Below are 23,483 nucleotides of genomic sequence, written 5' to 3' on the forward strand. Positions count from 1 at the left end.
TACTCATGGTGTCTGCCGTGAGAAAACGTATAGACGGAGGGGATAATCATGAAAAAAATTTTAAAAATGACATTAAAAGAAAATAAGGTAAAAAAGAAAACAGAGTCATTTACAAAGACAAATGAAAATCCGACTGAAAAGAATGTGGTGGAAAATAAAAAACAGAAATCGGGGATAAAGAAGTCAAGATCAATAGTTGCGAGGATTGCATCTCTTGTATATATCAGCATATTTGCTACAGTTATACTTATTGCATTGCTGGTAGTTCCGTATGTGAGTAAAACATTGCAAAGCAATACAAAATCGACGATGAGTGATGTTGTCAAAACTTTAGGAGAATCTTTTGACAAGCAGATTGACAGAAGTGGCAAGAATGTCGTACTTACAAAGGTTGCATTGCGAAATGCTTTGAAAGGAGCCGGGATAGACGGATTGTCAACATCATATATGTATATTATTGATTCTGACAAAAATTATGCATGGCATCCGGATGAGAATAAGATTGGTTCAAAAGTTGATGTGCCGGTTATTGAAGGTATTGTAGATAAGATGCTCAATAAAGGCGGTGGCAGTACAAATGGTGGATTTGTTGATTACAAATATAAAGGAAAAAATAAAATAGCTTCATACCTTACAAGCAATACCGGTGCATTTACATTGGTATTATGCTGCGACAAATCTGAAATAAATGCACCGGTAAGAAAAGTGTATGCAAGATCTGCGATTGCTATAATTATTGTAGTTGTGGTTATGGGAAGTCTGGCAATAATTATAACGAGGAGAATAGCAGCACCTATAAAGGATGTAGTATTTTCAATGAACCGTATGGCAGAACTTGATCTGGCACACAGGGACATAAGTGTGAATAAGGTTGCAAAGTACAATGACGAGATGGGTATGCTGGCAAGGTCGGCATTGGTTCTTAAAGAAGAACTTTCAACAATGGCAAAGGCTTTGATGGACAATAGTTCTAAGCTTGATGATGCATCAGTGTCATTAAAGGACAGTATAGAAAAAGTTGATGATACGGTTTCAAGTATAGAACAAGCTGTTACAGGGATTGCAGATGGGGCAGGAAGTCAGGCATCTGATACCCAGAGTGCAAATGAAAGTGTTATAAACATTGGTGCAGATATAGACAGATGTACTGATACGATGAATAACCTCTCAGAGTCAGTTGAGAAGATGAAAAATATGAGTGGGGAGACAATGGCAGTATTACAAGAGCTTGTTAAGATAAGTGAAAATACTTCAGATGAGATTTCAGTGCTTAAAGAAGAAACATCTAAAACAAATGTTTCGGCGGAGGCTATAAGGAGTGCAGTTGAGCTGATACAGTCGATAGCTGACCAGACAAGTCTTCTCTCGCTTAATGCTTCTATAGAAGCTGCACGAGCCGGAGAACACGGAAAAGGCTTTGCAGTAGTGGCAGATGAGATAAGAAGCCTTTCTGAGAGCAGTATGAACAGTGCAGACGAGATAGAGAGGATTGTGTCAGAGCTATTGGAAAACTCCAATGTAAGCGTTGAGAGAATGGCAACAGTAAGTGATGATGTTTCAATACAGATTGACAAACTTGGAAATACAAGAAAATCATTTAAGGGGCTTACAAACGAAACTGACAAGGTTATAGAACTTACAGATAGTATTTCAAAGCAGATAAATGAGATAAACAATGCAAAGAATAATGTAAGTTCGGTTCTTGAAAGCCTTTCAGCAATAGCTGAACAAAATGCAGCAAGCACAGAAGAAACATCCGCATCAGTTCAGGAGATTGGAGCTTCGATTGATGTTATAGGAGATAGTGCAAATGATTTGCAAAATCTTGCAGCGGATATGAGTGATTACATAAAGAAGTTCAGATTGTATGAGGACTAAAGTTTGAATGTGGGTTGCGAATATCTGCTTAACTAAAAAATAAAATCAGGCATCAAAGTGAATATAATAAAAAGAAGCGGCAAGGTTTTGCCGCTTCTTTTTGTGCTATATTGTAACAGTTCAGCCATAAAATAAATATTGCAATGTAAAGTTGGTTTATAATGGATTAGAGAGAAACAAATCTGTCTGCCTCGTCCTTTAATTCATTTGCAATCTGCTCATTTTCATGCATCTCATTTGAGATATCCTCAATGCCGGATACAAGGTCTGTTGTGTTTGTTGCAACATTTGTAATTCCGTTTGTGCTTTCTTCAACGGCTGTAGATATACCATTTAAAGACTCTGAAACATTTGACATGGCTTCTTTAATAGATGATGCCATAGTGTTAAACTTAGTTACTATTTCGGTGACATGCTCAGCATCATCACTGTACTGGTGTCCTGATTTGACAAATCCGACATAATCTTCCAAAACATTGTTTGTTATGTAGTCTATCATTTGGTTTGAATTTTGAGTAAGTTCTTTAACGGCTACAATAACCATACTGTTGATATTTTGGATATTGTTTGCTGCTTCACGGCTTGAATCTGCAAGCTGGCGGATTTCATCAGCTACAACAGCAAAGCCCTTTCCGGCTTCACCTGCTCTTGCAGCTTCGATAGAAGCATTTAACGCAAGAAGATTTGTCTGGTTGGATATGTCTAATATGTCTTTTGTAAGGTCATTGACCTTATCAACACTCTTGCTTTCTTCAATAGCTTTTTCAAGACTTTGAACGATTCCGCTTATAATTTCATTGGCGGTATTTCCGTTGTCTACAGCTGTTTTTTCAAGAGTATTTGCACGCTCTTTCATTTCGTTTACATAATCAAGAAGCTTAACAGACTCGTCTGAGAGGTCTGTGACATTTGAATCTACATCATTTGTGTTATCGTTTACCGAGATAACAGTGGCAGACACTTCTTCCATTGCAGATGAAAGTTCTTCCATAACTGCTGATATATCGCATGAATTATCATTGGCTTTGACAACCTTGTTAGATACGGTACCGACAATATTTTCAAGCTTGTTAGTATTGCTGGTGATTTTTTTCATAATCTCCTGTAAAGTTTCAATAAACTTATTTATATCATCACCTATTATACCAATCTCATCTTTTGCTCTGATGCTGAGTCGTTTTGTAAGATCGCCATTGCCGGCATTTATGTTTTCTATAATTTCAGCAAGTGCTTTGTTCATACCTGCAACGGGACGACATATAGACATATAGCAGATATAGAGTACACTAAAACCAAGTATTAAACCAATGACAAGAAGTGTAATGCCTGTTATCTGGCTTGCACTATATACACTTTTTTGTTTTGCAACACCTGCATCCATTGCTTTCTGATTCGCATCCTGCATTTCAGTTATATTATCTTCAATTTTTTGCGACTGTGTGAAGAGTGTGTTATTTGCCATCTCAGCAGCTAAAGTACCCTGACCTGCGGTACTGGCATTAAGTGCAGTGTTAAAATCTTTGAGGTACTTATCATAATTTGACTTAAATTCATTGAAGTTGTCTTCTTCCTGACCTGCATCAAGTGTTTTCTCAAACTGGGTACAGAGATTTGAAATCTCTTTTGTTCTCGTTTTGTAGTTTTGGACAAGGCTTGATTTTACGCTGTCGTCAGTAGATATGCAATGTTTATAGATTATGCTGTTTAATGACTCAAATTTCTCTGATATATCACCGAGCAATACAAGGCTTTTGGAATAATTGTCAGAAATTTCAGTACCGACATTTAGCATATTGTTGGCTATGCGAATAGAGGTTAAACTTGATAATGCAAGAAGAACCACTATCACAGCGACAGGAAGCATAATTTTGATTTTTATGCTTGTGTTTTTTAGTTTCATAATAAATTTCTCCCTTCATCGTCCATAATATATTTTTATGTATCTTAGACATAAAAATTGGGCAAAAAAATGCCCTGACATTAGTATATAAAACCGCAATACATATGTATTTATTTTACAACATTTTAGATTTATTTTAAATACAATTTTTAGGATAAATATAGTAATAATTTGGCATGTTTTTACAGTGATTTTTTGTGATTTTGAGGAAAAATAAAGATAGTGAAAATGAGAAGTAAAATGAAATTAAGTGTAAAAATATAATTTAAAGTTATATAATATTTTTTGCGTGTCTGTTGCGAAGTATGGTAAAATAGAGGTAAGCAATAATGGTATGAGATATGACGGTATTTTAAAATTGTCAGGCGGGTAGCAGAGCGGATTGCGAATATCTGTCTATGAAGGAGGTGCAGGAAGTATGGAGTATTTTAAGGATAATGATTTTTTTGAAAAAATGGAAAAGGTGGCAGTTCCAAAGCTGGATGCGGCAAGGACAAGCGGATATTATACTGCGTATGATGGAATAAAAATATATTATGATAAATTTAAAAATAAAAACGAGAAAGCAATAATTGTAATTTCTCATGGATTTTGTGAATTTGCGGAAAAATTTGAGGAAGTCATATATTATTTTTTGTGCAAGGGATACTCGGTATATATTCCGGAGCACAGAGGGCATGGCAATTCTGACAGGGAGACTGATGATCTGTCAAAGGTATATGTAGATGGTTTTGATAAATATGTAAATGATTTTTACGGGTTTGTGAGAGACATTGTAAGAAATGAAAATCCGGGCAAAAAAATGGTACTGTATGCACATTCGATGGGAGGTGCGATAGGTGCACTCGTGCTTGAGCAATATCCTGAACTGTTTGATTGTGCAGTGCTTACTTCTCCTATGTTAAAAATGAAATTTAATGGTATTCCTGAATTTGTTGCAAATCTTTTGAGAATTTATGCGGCAATTTTCCCGGTAAAATTTAAATATGTACCCGGTCAGAGTGTATTTGATGGTGTTAGAGATGAAAAATTTGGCTGCTGCACATCAGGTGAGAGATATGAGTATATATTCAGAAAGCGTGAAAAGAATGACAGGTATCACATGAATGGTGCGACTTACGGTTGGAGTATAAGTGCGATGAAAGCGACAAAAAAGCTCCAAAGAGAAGCAGAGAAGGTAAAAATACCGGTATTGCTTTTTCAGGCATCGGATGATGATTTAGTGGATAACAGAGGACAGAACAGGTTTGCAGAGAAAAATAAAAATGTTATCCTTATACAGATACCAAACTCAAAGCATGAGATATACGGTTCAACTTATAATACAATAAAATGGTATTATGAGGTTATATGGAAATTTTTAGATAAACATTTAGGAGGAAAGTGACATTGAAATTGTTGTATGGTTTATTTTATACTTCTTTTTCACTGGCAGTTGTGTCGGCATTTGCTCTTGTGGTTGTTTTGCTGATAAGATTTATAATAGTTAAAGTACCTAAAAAGTATTTTATGTGTCTGTGGTGGCTTTTTTTGATAAGGAGTATATGTCCGGTGTCATTGTCAAGTATATATTCACTGTCACCAGGAATAAATAGAAAATTTCATATATTTCTTGAGTTGATAGGACTTTCATTTGATGAACAGGGCGGAGTGCTGACAGGCTGGCAGAGTGTTTTTGTGCGGCAGTTTACGGTAAATACAAATTTTAGATTTTGCAGTATCATGTGGGCCGCAGGTGTTTTGTTCATATGGATATACACATTAGTAAAGCAGACCGGGATAAGAAAGTGGCTTCAAAAGGCTGAAAGACTGGATGGAAGTATATATCAGCATGAGAAACTTAATATTCCGGTAATGACAGGTGTTTTCAGATTAAAGAAATATCTTCCGGGCAAGATGAATGTTTCCGAGGCAAAATATGTGTTAAGGCATATGGAGATACATGAGGAGAGACATGACGGTGTGCTAAGGGCAGCAGCTTTTATTGTGTTGTCGCTGCAATGGTTTAATCCGTTTATGTGGCTTGCTCATTATTTTATCTTAAGAGATATTGAGACAGCGGCAGACGAGGATACGCTTAGTTATTTTGGATACGATGACAGGGCGAAATATGCACAGGAAATACTGAATATGAACAAGGGGAAAAAAGTTATAAGACCATCTCTTGTGACTTTTCAGGAAAACCGTATTGATGACCGTGCATCAAAGATGCTTTATCAGAATAAGATAAAGAAAAAAGACAGACAGGTAGTAGTGCTTGTTGTCCTAATATTCTTTATCTGGTGGTTTATGTTAAGACCGCTATATATGTTGTGGGAGGGCAGCTTAGACACAACGGCGGACAACAGCATTTCGCAGACAGAAGAACCGTTATTTGATAAAACAAAACAGGTTGTTGTTGCACAGACTAATGTTAAGAGTGCAGACGGATTGTCAAAGGTCATAAAGATAGTAATGACGGATGGGCAGCAGGAAGATTCAGGTTATGATGGTGAGTTTAAGCTTGTTTTGGATGACACGAAGGGAAATAAGCTTGCCGAGGAAAATTTAAACGGACAGTTTGGTGACAATAAGAATGATAAGCTGCACTTTGAAAAGAATGTTGCATTGCATATATCAGATTATAACAGCGATAAGGTAAATGAAGTTGCGATAGGTCAGGATATAGAATTTACTGATGAAAATCTTAACACTTTGCTTGGCAGAGAGCCAAAAAAGAAAGAGAAAAATAAAATAAAGAGTATTCAGAAGTATTATATCTGGAATATCGAGGCTGACAAGCTGCAATGTGTGTCTGAGCCGATTTATACGGCAGACAAGACGGGTGCGGAGGCTAATTCCTGTGAATTTAAGATACCAAAGGGAACTAACGGAGTTATAAAAGTAAAAGTTTTAAAAAACAAGTTTTATTATGTATGGGATGGCACTAATGAAATGTTTGTAAGAAAAGAACTTACAAAAAAACAGCTCAAAAAATATAAGAAAGACAGCGACAAAACCGATGAAAGCGGAGAAAAGAGTGTTCACTCCTTAAGAAATGACAGTGACAGGGAGAGCATAAGAGTTGTAACTCAAAAGGACTCAACCGGTTCAGAGGAAATAAAAAATATTGTTATATCTCCAAACGGTGCATCAAAGAAAATAAGTAATATTAAAGGATATTATTGTGAGCTTCAGTGGGTGCAGACAACGGATAATGAGGAAAACAGGTATGCTGTGCTTACATACAATGGCATAAAGTCACAGACATTTGTTGTATTTGATACAAAGCTGAAAGAGATATATTATAAACAGGAGGACGGAAACAGTGCTTTAAGCAGTGTGTTTGACCGTTACAATGGAAATCAGAATGACATTGCGTTTAACAAAGATGATTTGGTTGTATATACTCTGCAGGAAAAGGAAAACGATGTGTTAAAAATCGGATTTGCCGCCAATGCAAAGGATAATGTGGTCGTAAAGGGAAGTTATAAGTATGATATCGAAAAGAAAAATCAATACGACTTCAATTATTCGCAGACTTCAGCAGCAAATGCAGGCAGCAGTAACAACGATACGGGAGCATCAGCGGCAGAAAGCCCGATGGCTTCAGCAAGTCAATAAGATGATGAAAGAGTTAAAAACAGGCTTTTCGTTATTATTAAAAATAGCGGAAAGCCTGTTTTGGCATATGTAAAATTTTATCAATAAAAAGGAACTGTCAGTTTTTAAGCAAAAAGACCAAGATCAAGGATTGCATCGGCGAGGTGTCTGTGGCCGGATGCATCCATATGTTCCATATCATCAGTGCTGTAGGAAGATACATCAGATGCAGCTAGAAAATGGCAGCCGTATTTGTCGGCTATCTTTTTATATACATCTTTAAGTTTGTGTGATGTTTTTACGGAGTTTTTGTTAAACTCAGGGTCAAACTCGGGCTTCCAGACTTCATCACCAAGTACGATAGGTGACATGAGCAGTATGTCTAAAGACGAATCATACTTTTTAATCTGTGATATAAGCTTTTCAATACCTTTACCGATAAGACCGGCAGAGGCATTATAATATGTCTTGCAGTCGTTTGTGCCAAGCATAAGTATTACATAATCTATAGGTGAGTGTGATTCAAGGAGTGCCGGAAGCATATCTATACCGCGTCTGTTGTCACGAAGCTCATCTTCAAAGATGGTAGTGCGTCCACAGAGTCCTTCTTCAACTATTTTATATCCGTTAGGGAAAAGTGCCGACTCAAGAATACCGGTCCAGCGTGTGCTGCGGTCAAATCTTGATGTTGTACCCGGTATAAGTCCATAAGTATTTGAATCTCCAAAACATAATATCTCTTTCATGACAAATCCTCCTAATTTCTTAAATCATACTATTCATACTAAACTGATAGGATATATATGATTATAAGGGCGGAGTTATGATTTGTCAAGGAAAAAATATAATAAAAAGAAATGGATTGTAACAGTTCAGCCCCAAAAAGATAAGTCAATAATACATGAGCTTGCTCAATGTATTATTGACTTGTTTTTTGGGGCTGAATAGCCTTTTATTTATGAAATGAAGTAAACACAAGCTGCATAGCAGCGACTGACAGCTTGCTGGCAGGTTTACGAATGTAATAAATGAGAGGCTGAACTGTTACAATGGATTGAAGATATGGGATTGAAATGGGTAAAATAAAAAACACCGCTTATGCGGTGTTTTTAGAAAGAGATTTATGAAAAGAATAATATTATAACAAATATTATTTCTTATAAACAATTCGTCTTGCACATTTAGGTCTAGAGTAATTGTATTTTGAAATCTTGATACCTGTCCTTGGATTGCTTGCATGAACGATGCGTCCACTTCCAATATACATAGCAACATGATTTACTCTGCCTGTACCGTGTGTGTAGAAAAGAAGATCTCCCGGTCTGAGATTTGAAAAACTTACTCTCTTTCCGTATGTTGACTGTTCACGAGAAGTTCTAGGAATTCTGTAACCGAACTTTCTGTAAACACTCATTGTAAATCCTGAACAGTCAGTTCCGTGTGTAAGGCTTGTTCCACCCCATACATAACGATTACCTACAAATCGCTGTGCATAAACAGAAGCCTGATAGCCTTTAAGTGAACCATATCTTCTTGCTCTAACACCGTTAAGAGTGAGAGCATTGCTGAATTTATAATAAGCTGTCATAGATGAAAGACTGTCTGTAAAACCTGTCTTTTTACCTGACTTAACTTTTACCCATCCGTTATTGTAAGTCTTAACTAATTTATAACTCTTTCCTGCTTTAAGGCTTGTAAGAGTTTTTGCTGAAGAACTCTTTGATTTCTTTAAGGAAACTTTTTTTGCTGACTTGTTTACTTTTACATATGCAGTACCATATTTGTTTGCAACCTTAGCTGCCTTTGCACCTATTGCAAAATATTTTTTGCATACATAACCTGAAACTCGTCCGGATTTAACCTTGAGCCAGCTTTTGTTTGTAGAACCGATGATGTTGACTTTATATCCTTTATAAAGTCTTCCGACAACCTTAGTCTTTGTACCGGCACCTTTGTTTACATTAACAAATCCAGTCTTTTTAGTAACAATACCAAGTTTATTGAAATTTGTTGTAACCTTTATAGCTGAACCAGTTACTACATCAGTAGTGTTGTTATCATTATTGTTATTGTCGTCTACATCAGTAGTATTATCACCATTATTAATCTCGTCGCTTAAAAAAGACATACCGGGAATTGTTGCTGCTTTTGTTTCAGCAGGTGATGTACTAAACGAAGTAAGTACACAGGCAACAGACAATGTAAGTGCTGTTCCAAGTGATAATGCCTTTTTTGTCAAGCCTTCCTTAAACATATTATCCTCCATAATTTTTTGATATTATAATAATTTGTGTGTATTTTTAAAAGAATATGTAATGAATTATTTAAGTTTGTTACAAAAATATTACATCACGATTTTTATTGTAACAACTTAATATGTATTTGTCAACACAAATTAAGGAAAAATTACTATTAGGTTAAGAATTAGGTGTATGTTTTTGGTGATTTTTTCATATTTTGGAGTTAATCTTTTACAATATTGTAACATTCTAAGTATGATTTTATACATTTGGTGAATGAGTTTCTTCTATATATAATGGTTGTGTAATTGAAAATATTTTGCGACGGTAAAATGTAACGGTTCAACTGTATATATTTGGGGTTAATTGTTGCAACATAACAGTTCAGCTTTCCATTTAGTACATTCATAAACCTGCCAGCAAACTGTCAGTCGCTGCTACACAGCTTATGTTTACCTCATATAATAAATGAAAGGCTATTCTACCGTAAAAATATAATCAGCAATACAATGAGCAAGCTCAGATATTACCGATTATATTTTTATGGCTGAACTGTTACATTACAACACAGAATGACGGATTTTTTTCTTTACAAGCTAAACTGCGGATATTATAATTAGACTTAACAATATTTTGGTTGCGGTTTACGGCTCAGATGCTAACTGTAACAAATTTGAAGATACAGGGGGAGAATATGGACAAAATACAGCTTTTCCGAAGAAGATATATCCCGGATGAAATCAAGGAACTTAAAGACGATATAGTGTTGTCTGTCACAGATGATATGATACTTACAAAATGGAATGTTTTAAAACCGAGAAAAGACATTGCAAGAGGTGTGTCTGCTTATTTTATTGACAAGGGTATAAAAGTGAGCAAGGTATATGACAGTGAGGACAATCTTGTCTATTGGTATTGTGATATTGTGGAGACGGTTCATGAAAAGGACAGTCAGAAATATGTGTTTAATGATCTTCTTATAGATGTTTTAGTTTACCCTGACGGATTTGTTAAAGTGGTAGATATAGACGAGTTTGCTGATATAATGGATGAGAAAAGACTTGATAATACCGTTATCGCAAAGGCACTCAGGAGTGCTGATGCCTTGCTTAAGGTGATATATGCCGGGCAATTTGAGAGATATACAAAGATTATAGATGATGCGGAGTAGGAAAAGTTTTACTATAGGCAGATAGCAGTTTTGAGTTAGACGGTTTTTTTAATGTGTTTGCCTATTATTTCGGTAACATCAGTTATTGAGACAAATGCGGAGGTATCAATGGAATAGACGACAAGGTTCATTATGAGAACCATTTGTCCACGGAGCAAAGAGTGATACAAAAAGAGAAAATATTATCATGCAGTATGCTGCTTTTATAATAAATATCTTGCCAAGTTTGTGCAGACCAAAGAGCAGAAAAGGTATGTTTAGTATAATGGTAAGCATACTGAGTGGGAGTTTGGTAAGATTGTTTATCATTATGCCGATGCCGATGACTCCACCGTCAAGTATAGTGTTCGGTACGAGAAATTCCTCGATGGCGAAAGCTGCGATTATTGAGCCTATGGTGAGCATAAAAAATTCTATCAAAATCTGAAATCTGTTTTTATTTGTCATTTAACCCCTCATTTCGTTTTATTTTATTATGATTTTTTATTGTTATCTTATGTGGTGTTGTGTGGTAAAAGTTTTTTATCTTATAAAAAGGACAAAGTATGTCTTTTGAGAAACATCTTTGTCCTTGGTGGTTGAAAGTTATTCAGACGGAATAGTAAGTTTTCCGGCTATGATGGCTTTTACATCATCAATGTTTTTGTTGGTAAAAGCAGCTATTTGTTCAGGAGTGAGTCCGTTGTTATGCATATTTAGGACTATCTTGGTTTCAGCAGTTGCCTCGCCCTCAGCCCTGCCCCGTGCTTCGCCGATGGCAATTCCTCGTGCCTCACCGATGGCGATGCCATCTTCTTTTATACCCTGACTTAAATTGCACATAACATTCACATCCTCTCTTAAATTATTTTCGACAGGAATATCATATTCATTTCCTATAATGTCTAATTTTTCATTTACAGTTAAATCTTTTGAAAGCAATGCACTTAAAAGACGGTGCATTTCGTAAGTGTCATCATGTGGTGGAAGATTATTTGAAAGTCCTACCATAATAATATTTAACAGGTCAAGGTTTCCATGCCAGTTGTGTTTGTCAATCAGGTCATCTTTCATAAGGTGAATATGGCTCATGCTGTTTTCAGGCATATTCATGCAAACCCAGATGGAATAGACCTGCTTAATATTATTATAGTCTGAATTTTCAAAATCACGCCCTTTTTGTGAGGAAATCATTCTGCTAACATAAAAGATTGCCCTGTTCAAAATATCGTACTTTTGTGGCTCTGATTTTTGAGCTTCTACATTTATGATTATTTGTGATAATCTGTTTTCGGCGTCTGTTGAGTTGTTGGCGGTTATATCTTTGTCTGCTATGTTGCTTTTTAACGGTATCCGTACATAAAAGATAATATCAAATCTTATCATGCCCTCGTTGATTTCTATATTTTCATCGTTTAGACCTATAATGCGTTGCCCGTTGCTTTCCTTTTTTATATTTGAAAGTCCGTTTGTTATCTGTTCATCAGCTTTTGGTTTTTCTATGTTTGAAAGTCCGGGGTCAACGGGAACAGAGCTGATATACGGCTCACCTTCTATGAGAGGGACGATATCCGTAGGATTCATATTCGTAAATTCGGGAACTGTTTTTGCTAAGATATGTGCAAGTATGATTTTCTGACTGAGTAATCTTTTCGCACTTTTATCATATTGAGCTTCCTTATCAGTAGCAGCTATTGAATTTTTAAGTTCTGTATTCAAAAATGACATCCTCTCTAAAATTATTTTCGACAGAAATATAAAAAGTGATGTTCCATCGTGTGTTTGTTGTATTAGGAAATACAATCTTTTAATAGGTGATAATTAATTTTGTAATTATTTGCTTTATTTAATAATATACACAAAAATAACATATAAGGCAAGAAAAGAACTTGTATTATCAATTTCTGATTTTGTATAAATAAAAAAGGACAAAGTATATCTTTTTGGAAACATCTTTGTCCTTGGTGGTTGAAAGTTATTCAGACGGAATAGTAAGTTTTCAGGCTATGATGGCTTTTACATCATCAATGTTTTTGTTGGTAAAAGCGGCTATTTGTTCAGGAGTGAGTCCGTTGTTATGCATATTTAGGACTATCTTGGTTTCAGCAGTTGCCTCGCCCTCAGCCCTGCCCCGTGCCGAACTACTGGAGATCTGAATAATCTTTTGCTGTAGTCTTGCCGTTTTTCCAGTCATCCATTTTCTGCTTTGTAGCTTCAAGTGTATCTTTGCAAATGTCAGGAAGGTCTTTGCCCCAGGCTGCTGTTGCTCTGTCGTAACCTTTCTGGATAGCTGACATCATTTCATCTGCTTTGTCTGTATCTCCACCTGAAAGTGCAATAGCCATACTTACAAGACGGTCAGAAGTCTTGTTTACACCCCAGTAACCGTCCTCGGAAATACTTTCCTGAGCAGCTTTGATGGTATCAGGATCTGCATTTTTAGCTGCGGCTTCAAATGTAGCAGAAAGATTGAGTCCTGAAACATCATCCTTTTTCATAAGGCTGGCAAGGTCAAAAGTACCTTTTTGCTTATTTAAAAGTTTCTCTACAAGATTTTGCATAGACTGTAAGCGTGATTGCTGGTCTGCCTTAAGCTTTGAGATAATAGCATCTTTGTTGTAAATCTGGTTTGCACTGTCGGTCTTATTGTCAGTTGTCTTGTCGAAAACAACACCGTTTTCTTTTGAAGTATCAGTAGAAGCTGCTTTGTCTGCTGATGATGTATTTTTCGTTGATGCGGCAACGGCTGCTTCTGTTTCTTTTGTACTGTCAGCCTTTTTGGTATCAACTTTGCTGTATGTGTTTATTGATGATGAAATTGCATTTAAACTCATGATTAACCTCTTTTCTGCACACATTTTTTTGCGTATAGTGCGAAAGTTTTTATCTTTCATACATAAGATTTGTATCAAGTGTGCACAAACACAAATCTTGTGTGTGAAACCTTAATTTTTCACACTGAAACCTTCATTTTCAAAAGTATAAGTGCTCATTTCTTTGAAACACTGTTAAATTGTTTGAATTATCGTTATTAGTTATTATTTTGGTCGTATGCAAAAACTTATTTGGATAGCAAATTGTTTCTTCTGATAATTATATCGTCAGGAGTATGCCATAATATAATAGGAAAGTTTACAACCTTTTAATAATTCTCACCCTACATAGTCTGACACAACACCACATCAAAATCAGGGTAATCAGCTTTTGCTTTTTCGTATGCTTTTTTTGCAGTTTCCATATTTTCAAATATACCAAATGTTGTTGGACCGCTTCCGCTCATAAGTGAGCCTATTGCACCACTTTCGGTGAGATAGCGTTTAAGTTCGGCGATTATCGGATTTTCGGGTATGGTTACTGTCTCTAGTACATTTGAAAGTGAAGCTGCTATTTTTTTTATGTTGTTATCCTTTATATATGAGATTACGGCTTTGTTATCCGGATGATAATCGAGTTTGTTTAGTTTGAGGTGTTTGTAAACATACGGTGTGCTTATTGATATGTTTGGTTTTATAAGAAGTACGGGTATGCCTGTAAGCGGTGTGAGGGGTGTGAGTATCTCACCAATGCCCTCGGCAAGCATTGTACCTTTTCTTATGCAAAATGGTACATCAGCTCCGAGTTTTACACCTATCTCGCAAAGTTTTTCAATGTCAAAACCAAGCCCACACAATTCGTTTATTCCGATAAGTGTGGCGGCACAGTCGGAACTTCCGCCGGCGAGTCCGGCAGCGGCAGGTATATTTTTGGTGAGGTGTATCTTAAATCCACCATCAATCTTAAAAGTGTCTTTCATAAGTTTTGCCGCTTTATAGACAAGATTTTTTTCGGCAGGTATCTTGTCCGGAAGGTCTTTATTCATTGAAAAAAGAATTGTTTCATCTGCAGTTTTTTCAAAAGAGAGTTCGTCGCATACATCTATGCTCTGCATTATCATAGACAATGTATGATAACCGTTTTCAAGTTTTCCCGTCACATCAAGTGTCAGATTTATTTTTGCAGGTGTTTTTTTTATTAAAATATTTCCCATAATTTCGCTCCTCTAAATCTAGAATTTTTCGTGTATTTATTATCTTAGTTTTAACAGATAAACGCAGCTCAATGCGTGAAAATTCAGTCTTTAAGCCGAGTTTACAAAAAATTAACATATAATAATAATAGCATATTTTGGTAAAATTTAGTATATAAAAATTGTATAACTATTATGTCAAAAATACTTTTTACATATCTTAACAGCAGTAGTTATAATATCAGTCGTTGAAAGGAAGTTGACACAAAAATATCACAGATGCCGATAGATATTCAACAGGCAGATGATTTCCTGTGTATAGGTATTTTGATTTTTATGTTTTCCTTAAAAAATAAGATGGAGGTGAATATTGTGGATACTCTGGTAGAGAGTTTGATGGAAGAACTGAACTGTAAAACAGTATTTAAGATTCCAATATTCGGCGGCATACCTATTTATGAGTCTGTTGTCGTTACATGGATAATAATGCTTGTAGTTCTGGTCTTGTGTGTTCTGCTTGTCAAAAACCTGAGTATAGAAAATCCCAGTCGTAAACAGCTTGTTTTAGAAACAGCGGTGAGTGGATTGTACAATTTCTTTAAAGGTACAGTCGGCGAAAACGGTACTGCATACATACCGTATCTTGCATCGGTGGCTATTTACATAGGAATAGCAAACCTTATCGGTCTTTTGGGATTTAAACCACCGACAAAGGATATGAATGTCACCATAGCACTTGCACTGATGAGTATTATTCTGATAGAGGTTTCAGGTATTCGTCAGAAAGGTACAAAGGGATGGCTTAAGAGTTTTGCAGAACCGATGCCTATAATATTACCAATTAATATATTGGAAATATTTATCAGGCCACTTTCATTGTGTATGCGACTATTTGGAAATGTACTTGGTTCATTCGTAGTTATGGAGCTTCTAAAACTTGTGGTTCCGGCAGTATTACCGGCGTTTTGCAGTATGTATTTTGATATATTTGACGGTCTTATCCAGGCATATGTCTTTGTATTCTTAACTGCATTGTTTATAAAAGAAGCGACAGAAACGGAATAGTATAATAAGGATTTTTGAAAACAGAAATATTTTTGCTGGGCATAGTTCAGCAAGATTAAATTAAAGAAAAGATTTAAATGAAACAGAAAAGGAGATTAATATTATGTCAGCAACATTATTAGTAGCAATCGGAGCAGGAATCGCAGTTTTAACAGGTATTGGAGCAGGTCTTGGTATTGGTAAAGCAACATCTTCAGCAGTAGACGCTATCGCAAGACAGCCCGAAGCATCAGGAAAGATCAGCAGTTCACTTCTTTTAGGTTGTGCACTTGCCGAGGCAACAGCTATTTATGGTTTCGTTATCGCACTTCTTATCATCTTACTTCTTAAATAATAAACCCATCTGAGGATAAAGATTTAGGAAAGTATGATAATTAATTATTGACTGAGTGTGTCGTATATAAAATGTGGAAATAACAGCCGGATTGTTGATACGGCAGCAGTTTTATTGATGGATTGTTGAAAGAAGGACAATATATGTTAAGTATAAACCCGTGGAATATTTTATGGACAGTCGTAAATCTGCTTGTCATATATGCGATATTCAGAAAGTTTTTGTTCCAGCCGGTTATGAATGTTATCAACGCACGAGAGAAAATGATAAATAATCAGTTCAAGAGTGCTAAGGATGCAGAGGACGAGGCAGACAAACTTAAGAAAGAATATCACGATAAGATTAAGACAGCAAAGACAGAGGCTGACCAGATATTAGCAGATGCTAAGGAGCGTGCTGATGAGGCTTATAATTCCCAGATGGAAGACATCAGAGTTGAGACAGAACGCTTGAAAGAAAAAGCCAAGAAAGACATCGAGGCTCAGCATGAAAAAGCAATGCAGGCAACACAGGCAGAGATTGCAAAACTCGCCGTTGTCGCAGCAAGAAAAATTTTAGAGACAGGTGATAGCCGTGACGCAGACAGCAGTAAATAGTGCAAAGGTTTTGTACGATCTGTCGGTTGACAGAAAAGATGTAAATGATGCTGAGGATATATTGTCACTTACACCTGTTCTGAAAGAAGTTTTGGAATGTCCTGTTGTCAGTCTTGACAAGAAGGAAAAAGTGATTGATGATATTTTCCAAAAAGCAAAACTTTCGTCCGTAATCGCAAATTTCATAAAGGAAATGTGTAAGGTTGGTAATGCCGATGAGCTTAGCGATATTTTCAAGGCTTACCATGAATACTGGGACGAAAAAAATCATATTCTTCGTGCTACAGTAACAAGTGCAAAAGAGATGTCACAGGATGAGATAAAGAGTATAAAACAAGATATTAAAAAGAAATATCCGGATTATACCGTTGAATTATCTGAGAATGTGGACGATTCGTTACTTGGCGGATATGTAGTTAAGACAAAGGTGGAAGAATATGATAAGAGTTTCACATGGCGGTTGAGTCAGTTGGAACGAAAAATGACTGGGAGGTGAATTTGTTGGGAGCTATTAGCGCAACAGATATCATATCTATAATTAAAAAAGAGATAGAAGATTTTGATTGGGACGATTCGGCAAGAGAAACCGGAGAGGTTATCTGGGTCGGTGACGGAATCGCAACAATATATGGTATAGACCATGCAATGTATGGTGAAATCGTAACTTTTGAAAACGGTGTCAAGGGAATGGTTCAGGATATAAGACAGAATGAAATAGGATGTATTCTTTTTGGCAGTGATCTCGGTATCAAAGAGGGAACAAAAGTTGTAAGAACAAAGAAAAAGGCAGGTATTCCTGTCGGAGATGCATTCCTCGGCAGAGTTGTGAATGCATTAGGTGAGCCTATCGACGGTGAAGGAGATATAAAGGAAGACGATTATTTCCCTGTTGAGCAGGAAGCACCAAGTATCGTGGATAGAAAGTCGGTTGATACTCCACTTGAGACAGGTATTCTCTCGATTGACTCTATGTTTCCTATAGGAAGAGGCCAGCGTGAGCTTATCATCGGTGACAGACAGACAGGTAAGACTTCTATAGCTACAGATACTATTATCAACCAGAGAGGCAAGGATGTTATCTGTGTATATGTCGCAATAGGACAGAAAGCTTCAACGGTTGCAAAAATCGTAAATACATTAAAGAAACATGATGCAATGGATTATTCTATTGTAGTTTCATCGACGGCAAGTGATCCGGCGTCATTACAGTATATTGCTCCATATGCAGGAACAGCACTTGCAGAGTATTTTATGCATAAAGGAAAAGATGTTTTGATAGTTTATGATGATCTTTCAAAACACGCCGTTGCATACAGAGCAATCTCACTTCTGCTTGAGCGTTCACCAGGTCGTGAGGCTTATCCAGGTGATGTATTTTATCTACATTCAAGACTTCTTGAAAGATCGAGCAGACTTAGCGATGAACTTGGCGGAGGTTCTATAACAGCACTTCCTATCATAGAGACACAGGCAGGAGATGTATCAGCTTACATTCCTACAAATGTTATTTCTATCACAGACGGACAGATATTCCTTGAGAGTAATCTTTTCTTCTCAGGTATGCGTCCTGCCGTAAATGTCGGCTTATCAGTATCCCGTGTAGGTGGTGCGGCACAGACAAAGGCAATGAAGAAAGTTGCCGGAAGTATCCGTATTGACCTTGCACAGTACAGGGAAATGGAAGTGTTCACACAGTTTTCTTCTGACCTTGATAGTGCTACAAAGGCACAGCTTGATCATGGTGAAGCACTTATGGAGCTTCTTAAGCAGCCTCTTTGCAGCCAGCTCAGTCTTCATGAGCAGGTTATCACACTCTGTCTTGCAAATGCAGGTGTGTTTGACAAAGTCGGAAAGAAGAATGTAAAGAAACTTCAGATGGATATTTTAGGACAGTTTGATACAAAACATCCTGAGATTGGAAAAGAGATAGATGATAAAAAAGTTATTTCTGACGAGATGATAAATAAGATCGTTGAGTTAGGAAAGGAAATGTCTAAATAGAACCGGAGGAATATTTATGGCAAATATTAAAGAGATTCAGGATAGAATGAGAAGTATTCAGGATACATTAAAAATCACAAATGCCATGTATATGATCTCCACATCTAAACTCAAAAAGTCAAAGAAAATGCTTGCAGATACAGAGCCGTATTTCTTTGCTTTACAGTCAGAGATGAGTCGTATTTTAAGACATTTGCCTGAATTTGAAGATATATATTTTGAATCCGATTCAGCCGTAGAAAAGAAGTCTGAGGAAAAGCGTGTAGGCTATATTGTAATTACAGCGGACAAAGGTCTTGCAGGTTCATACAATCACAATATCATGAAAGCAGCCTATGAGCATCTTCAGACTCATCCAAACAATAAACTTTTTGTTCTCGGAGAACTTGGAAGACATTATTTTGAACAGCAGGGTGTGCGTATTGACAAGCAGTTTCACTACACTGTTCAAAATCCTTCTCTTAACAGAGCAAGAAACATATCAGAGGAACTTTTGCAGCAGTACCATGAGGGAAAACTTGATGAGATATACATCATTTATACTGCAATGGTAAATGCGGTTGCGGAGGAAGTCGAGATAAAGCAGCTTCTTCCACTCAAGAGAGCTGATTTTGCTGCAATGCATATTCCGGTGGATGCACCGAGAGAGGAACTTGCACTTGTTCCGTCAGCAGAAGCGGTAATGGACAGAATAGTTCCTGATTATCTGGTAGGTTTCGTGTACGGTGCACTTGTTGAGGCATTTTCGTGTGAGCAGAATGCCAGAATGATGGCGATGGAAAATGCGACAAACAGTGCAAAGGATATGCTGCATGAATTGGATATTTTATATAATCGTGCCAGACAGGCAGCTATTACACAGGAGATAACAGAAGTAATAGCGGGTGCAAAGGCACAGAAACGCAAAAAGAAGAGATAGAAAGATAAATTGGGAGGCAGAGATGAATACAGGAAAAATCGTACAGGTTTCCGGACCTGTTGTGGATGTTGAGTTTGAAAATGATGACCTGCCGGCAATCAGAGATGCATTGGAAGTAATGAATGGCGATAAGAAATGCGTTATGGAAGTTGCACAGCATATAGGTAATCACATTGTACGCTGTATCATGTTGGCAGCCAGTGAGGGTCTTTGCAGAGATATGGAAGTTGTAGCAACGGGAAGCGGAATCAAAGTTCCTGTTGGTGAGGATACACTTGGCCGTCTTTTCAATGTACTTGGACAGACAATTGACGGAGATAAGCAGCCTGAGGGCGAAGCAAACTGGGAGATTCACAGAGAACCTCCTACATTTGAGGAACAGAATCCTGCTGAGCAGATTCTTGAAACAGGTATCAAGGTAATCGACTTACTTGCACCATATGCAAAAGGTGGAAAGATTGGTCTTTTCGGTGGTGCCGGTGTTGGTAAGACTGTACTTATTCAGGAACTTATCAGAAATATCGCAACTGAGCACGGCGGATATTCAATATTTACCGGTGTTGGTGAGCGTTCCCGTGAGGGTAATGATCTTTGGACAGAAATGAGAGAATCAGGCGTTCTTAAAAAGACAGCGTTAGTGTTTGGGCAGATGAATGAGCCACCTGGAGCGCGTATGCGTGTTGCTGAGACAGGACTTACAATGGCTGAGTATTTTAGAGATGAGAAACAGAAAGATGTGCTTTTATTTATTGATAATATCTTCCGTTTTACACAGGCCGGTTCAGAGGTTTCAGCACTTCTTGGCCGTATGCCTTCAGCCGTAGGTTATCAGCCAACACTTGCAACTGAGATGGGTGAACTTCAGGAGAGAATCGCATCAACAAAGAACGGTTCCGTAACATCAGTACAGGCTGTATATGTACCTGCCGATGACCTTACAGACCCGGCTCCTGCAACAACATTTGCACATCTTGATGCGACAACAGTATTATCAAGAAAGATTGTTGAACAGGGTATCTACCCGGCCGTAGACCCGCTTGAGTCATCATCAAGAATACTTGAGGCAGACATAGTAGGCGAGGAGCATTACAATGTGGCAAGAGAAGTTCAGGGAATTTTGCAGAAGTATAAAGAATTGCAGGATATTATTGCAATCCTCGGTATGGAAGAACTTGCAGACGAGGATAAGACGGTAGTATTCAGAGCAAGAAAAATACAGAAATTCCTTTCACAGCCATTCCATGTAGCTGAAAACTTTACAGGTATCAAAGGTGTTTATGTGCCGGTAGAGGAGACAATCCGTGGATTTAAGGCAATTCTCTCAGGAGAGATGGACGAATATCCTGAAAATGCTTTCTTCAATGTCGGAACGATAGAAGATGTTAAAAAGAAAGCAGAGACTATGAAAGACGCAGAGTAAAGATGATTTTCGTGTGAGACTTAAAAGTGAAGATTTATTGCAGGGTTATATCGGTGATGAAAAATATACTTGATATTATTAAAATTGACTTGCACGAAGTCTTGGATTTTAAGAGTTTTTGCACAGAAATGAGGTAATATGGCTAATTCGTTTTATTTAAAAGTTATATCTGCAAACAGAGTATTTTTCTCGGGAAAATGCGAGTCAGTAGTAGTGCCTGAATTTGACGGAGAAAAAGAAATCCTTGCTCACCATGAAAATATGGTAATCGCCATCAACCGTGGGGATATGCGTTTTAAACCGGAGGGCGAGAGTGAGTGGCAGGAAGCTGTTGTAGGAATGGGACTTGTCGAGATAATGAATAACCGTGTGACTCTGCTTGTGGAAACAGCAGAGCATCCGGAGGAAATAGATATGGCGAGAGCAAAAGAAGCGAAAGAGAGAGCCGAGGAACAGATGCGTCAGAAACAGAGTATTCGTGAGTATTATCATTCCAGAGCTTCACTTGCAAGAGCGATGGCGCGTATCAAGGCGGCAAGTGCAAAGAAATAAAGACATAAAAAACATTATGCCGCATATAATGTTGTATGTGGATAACGAAAATATGAATAAATAGTGGCAGCAGGAAATGAGATGTCAGACCAAAGTTTTGGGGTACACTGAAAATGTGAACTCTGATGACAAAATGGGAGACATCTCATTTTTGAGTTTAGGAATTAAGATTATCATAGAGCAATAAATAAAATGGGTGAGGGGAATAGAAAAAGTTGTAGTTGTTCTATCAGGAATTTATCCACTCCTCAATCACACAAGTATGGTGCTTTTTGTCTGAACCATCCGCATTATAATTGATACCAACTAAGAGAATTTTGTCGCTGTATCCGGATAATGCTCCATGATATTTTTTCTCTTTTATCTGTTTAATAGCGGTTTCGGCAGACTGATTATATTTAAGTTCAACAATCATTGCGGGTCTGAAACCTGCATTTGATCTTGGAATAAATGCAAAATCGGCAAAACCTTTGCCAGCAGGCATTTCACGGACGATATTGTAATATCCCGGTGCGGTAAAGTATGCCATTGTGAGGACGCAGCTTAATGAGTTTTCATCGTTGTACTTAAGAACGGATGTGTATGTGTCATGTGCCTGTTCTATCAATTCTGCAACTCTTTGGGCATTTCCATCTATAGTTTCGTCGAGTAATTCGTCACAAGTTGAAATTGCTTTTGCAATCTCAGACCACTCACCAGTCTGCAAAGCTGATTCAAAGGCTGTTGCAACTTCATAATTTGGAATAAAGGCTTTTTTCCTGTCTAAATTATAGCCTAAATATCCTAAATGAATAAGTGCTGTTAAAGCATCATCTTTTGATGCAATAGTTGAAAAATCATTTTGAAATGTATATGGATTTACTCTGACCTTTCCGCCTGCAAGCATTGTCATAATGTCATCTTTAAGACCTGCATAATTCATTGTAATAAATGTATTGATGGAGGAAAAAGAAGAAGTGTTTCTCCAGTAAGAGTCACAGTCCTGGTCTATCATTGCTTGTGTAACTGAATTTGGGTTATACATATGGATGCCGTCTATCAGATAACCATTATACCATGTTTTAACTGAGTCAAAATCCATATTATATTTTTTACACAATTCTTTGACTTCTTCCTCTGTAAAACCATAATATTTTGTTATAGGCTTTGATTTTAACATTGTATATTCACGGAAATTGTTAAGAGCTGACTCGTCCTTAATCTTTTTAATAGGTAAAATTCCGGTAATATATCCGAGTGCTAAAAATGCTTTTGATTCCTCCGATTTAAAAAGGGAATGAAGAAATTGCAAATAACTGTGCACAAGTTCTTTATCATCACTGTTTCTGATAACGCAATCCCATTCATCAATAATGATTACAAATGGAATAGTTGTTTTATGATAAATTTCAATTAACAGCACATGAATGTCCTTATTGTAATTTAATGACTCTGCATATATCTCTTTAAAATCATCATACACGCGTTCTTTGATTGACTCTATCAAGTCCTTTTTATGAAAATCCCAAAAAGAAGAAATATCCAGATGAATAACATTATATTTGTTCATGTATTTCTTATAGTCTGCATTTGCCGCAATCTTTGTGTTATCAAAAAGATTTGATGAATCACAACCGAGACTGTAATATGCGTCTATCATACCGGCAGCGTGTGACTTGCCAAAACGCCTTGCGTGGCTTACGGCGATACATTTATTTTCTGTTGATAATCTTAAATTTAATTGTTCCAATAATTCTGTTTTATCTACATAAATCATACTATTTTTTGCCTGTGTAAAGCTCTCATTTGTCGGATTGAAATATATACCCATTTAAACACCCCGTTTCTTATAAAAAATAGT

20 protein-coding genes are annotated in these 23,483 nt (G+C 36.9%); 12 read left to right on the top strand and 8 right to left on the bottom strand.

Annotation, left to right across the window (positions count from 1 at the left end):
- Positions 1-48: 48 nt before the first annotated feature.
- Positions 49-1,878, top strand: a complete 1,830-nt coding sequence (locus tag DW721_RS15085) for a methyl-accepting chemotaxis protein (protein WP_118746224.1) — start codon at positions 49-51, stop codon at positions 1,876-1,878.
- 166 nt (positions 1,879-2,044) lie between these two features.
- Here the strand turns inward: DW721_RS15085 and DW721_RS15090 are convergent, their stop codons facing one another.
- A complete protein-coding gene (locus DW721_RS15090) occupies positions 2,045-3,778 on the bottom strand; it encodes a methyl-accepting chemotaxis protein (protein WP_118746225.1) in 1,734 nt (577 codons plus the stop codon).
- Positions 3,779-4,196: 418 nt separating this feature from the next.
- Between DW721_RS15090 and DW721_RS15095 the strand changes: the two genes are divergently transcribed.
- Together DW721_RS15095 and DW721_RS15100 are read left to right on the top strand one after the other, a co-directional pair.
- Positions 4,197-5,165 carry an alpha/beta hydrolase gene (locus DW721_RS15095; protein WP_022013249.1) on the top strand — a complete coding sequence of 323 codons (969 nt, stop codon included), beginning with the start codon at positions 4,197-4,199 and terminating at the stop codon, positions 5,163-5,165.
- Between the two features lie 2 nt (positions 5,166-5,167).
- Positions 5,168-7,381, top strand: a complete 2,214-nt coding sequence (locus DW721_RS15100) for a M56 family metallopeptidase (RefSeq protein WP_182436351.1) — start codon at positions 5,168-5,170, stop codon at positions 7,379-7,381.
- A gap of 104 nt (positions 7,382-7,485) precedes the next feature.
- Here DW721_RS15100 and DW721_RS15105 read toward each other — a convergent pair whose 3' ends face one another.
- Positions 7,486-8,106, bottom strand: coding sequence for a GDSL-type esterase/lipase family protein (locus DW721_RS15105; RefSeq protein ID WP_118746227.1), 621 nt, complete (start codon positions 8,104-8,106; stop codon positions 7,486-7,488).
- Between the two features lie 404 nt (positions 8,107-8,510).
- On the bottom strand, positions 8,511-9,614 hold the full coding sequence (locus tag DW721_RS15110) for a C40 family peptidase (protein WP_055946720.1): 1,104 nt from the start codon (positions 9,612-9,614) through the stop codon (positions 8,511-8,513).
- Positions 9,615-10,294: 680 nt separating this feature from the next.
- On the opposite strand from DW721_RS15110, the gene DW721_RS15115 reads away from it, so the two are divergent.
- Complete coding sequence (locus DW721_RS15115; RefSeq protein ID WP_022013253.1) at positions 10,295-10,771, top strand: DUF402 domain-containing protein; 477 nt, start codon at positions 10,295-10,297, stop codon at positions 10,769-10,771.
- Between the two features lie 105 nt (positions 10,772-10,876).
- On the opposite strand, the gene DW721_RS15120 is transcribed toward DW721_RS15115, so the two are convergent.
- The 4 genes from DW721_RS15120 to ispE all read right to left on the bottom strand — a co-directional run bounded on the left by DW721_RS15120 (position 10,877) and on the right by ispE (position 14,777).
- A complete protein-coding gene (locus DW721_RS15120) occupies positions 10,877-11,218 on the bottom strand; it encodes a YitT family protein (RefSeq protein WP_022013254.1) in 342 nt (113 codons plus the stop codon).
- 138 nt (positions 11,219-11,356) lie between these two features.
- Positions 11,357-12,469 carry a PD-(D/E)XK nuclease family transposase gene (locus DW721_RS15125; protein WP_118746228.1) on the bottom strand — a complete coding sequence of 371 codons (1,113 nt, stop codon included), beginning with the start codon at positions 12,467-12,469 and terminating at the stop codon, positions 11,357-11,359.
- Between the two features lie 422 nt (positions 12,470-12,891).
- Positions 12,892-13,584 (bottom strand): hypothetical protein, encoded by a 693-nt coding sequence (locus tag DW721_RS15130; RefSeq protein ID WP_022013256.1) that lies wholly within the window; start codon positions 13,582-13,584, stop codon positions 12,892-12,894.
- A gap of 323 nt (positions 13,585-13,907) precedes the next feature.
- Complete coding sequence (gene ispE / locus DW721_RS15135; RefSeq protein WP_118746229.1) at positions 13,908-14,777, bottom strand: 4-(cytidine 5'-diphospho)-2-C-methyl-D-erythritol kinase; 870 nt, start codon at positions 14,775-14,777, stop codon at positions 13,908-13,910.
- A 375-nt stretch (positions 14,778-15,152) separates the two neighbouring features.
- Between ispE and DW721_RS15140 the strand changes: the two genes are divergently transcribed.
- The 8 genes from DW721_RS15140 (at position 15,153) to atpC (ending at position 21,643) form a co-directional block, all read left to right on the top strand.
- Positions 15,153-15,821 carry a F0F1 ATP synthase subunit A gene (locus tag DW721_RS15140; protein WP_172794194.1) on the top strand — a complete coding sequence of 223 codons (669 nt, stop codon included), beginning with the start codon at positions 15,153-15,155 and terminating at the stop codon, positions 15,819-15,821.
- 103 nt (positions 15,822-15,924) lie between these two features.
- Positions 15,925-16,155, top strand: coding sequence for an ATP synthase F0 subunit C (gene atpE / locus DW721_RS15145; protein WP_022013259.1), 231 nt, complete (start codon positions 15,925-15,927; stop codon positions 16,153-16,155).
- 143 nt (positions 16,156-16,298) lie between these two features.
- Entirely contained in the window at positions 16,299-16,751 is a 453-nt protein-coding gene (atpF, locus tag DW721_RS15150; RefSeq protein ID WP_055946732.1) for a F0F1 ATP synthase subunit B, read from the top strand.
- On the top strand, positions 16,729-17,247 hold the full coding sequence (gene atpH, locus DW721_RS15155; RefSeq protein WP_182436352.1) for an ATP synthase F1 subunit delta: 519 nt from the start codon (positions 16,729-16,731) through the stop codon (positions 17,245-17,247). Before atpF ends, atpH begins: the two co-directional genes overlap by 23 nt.
- A complete protein-coding gene (gene atpA / locus DW721_RS15160; protein WP_347560405.1) occupies positions 17,244-18,752 on the top strand; it encodes a F0F1 ATP synthase subunit alpha in 1,509 nt (502 codons plus the stop codon). Before atpH ends, atpA begins: the two co-directional genes overlap by 4 nt.
- Positions 18,753-18,768: 16 nt before the next feature.
- Positions 18,769-19,671 carry an ATP synthase F1 subunit gamma gene (atpG, locus tag DW721_RS15165; protein ID WP_055946734.1) on the top strand — a complete coding sequence of 301 codons (903 nt, stop codon included), beginning with the start codon at positions 18,769-18,771 and terminating at the stop codon, positions 19,669-19,671.
- 22 nt (positions 19,672-19,693) lie between these two features.
- The gene (atpD, locus tag DW721_RS15170) at positions 19,694-21,091 is read left to right on the top strand and encodes a F0F1 ATP synthase subunit beta (RefSeq protein WP_022013264.1); all 1,398 of its coding nucleotides are present in this window, start codon (positions 19,694-19,696) and stop codon (positions 21,089-21,091) included.
- 138 nt (positions 21,092-21,229) lie between these two features.
- Positions 21,230-21,643, top strand: coding sequence for an ATP synthase F1 subunit epsilon (gene atpC, locus DW721_RS15175; RefSeq protein WP_118746231.1), 414 nt, complete (start codon positions 21,230-21,232; stop codon positions 21,641-21,643).
- Positions 21,644-21,872: 229 nt separating this feature from the next.
- On the opposite strand, the gene DW721_RS15180 is transcribed toward atpC, so the two are convergent.
- Complete coding sequence (locus DW721_RS15180) at positions 21,873-23,453, bottom strand: AAA family ATPase (RefSeq protein ID WP_118746232.1); 1,581 nt, start codon at positions 23,451-23,453, stop codon at positions 21,873-21,875.
- Between the last annotated feature and the right edge of the window lie 30 nt (positions 23,454-23,483).

It is taken from the genome of Clostridium sp. AM27-31LB (assembly GCF_003480745.1).
In the GTDB taxonomy this organism is placed as follows: domain Bacteria; phylum Bacillota; class Clostridia; order Lachnospirales; family Lachnospiraceae; genus Butyribacter; species Butyribacter intestini.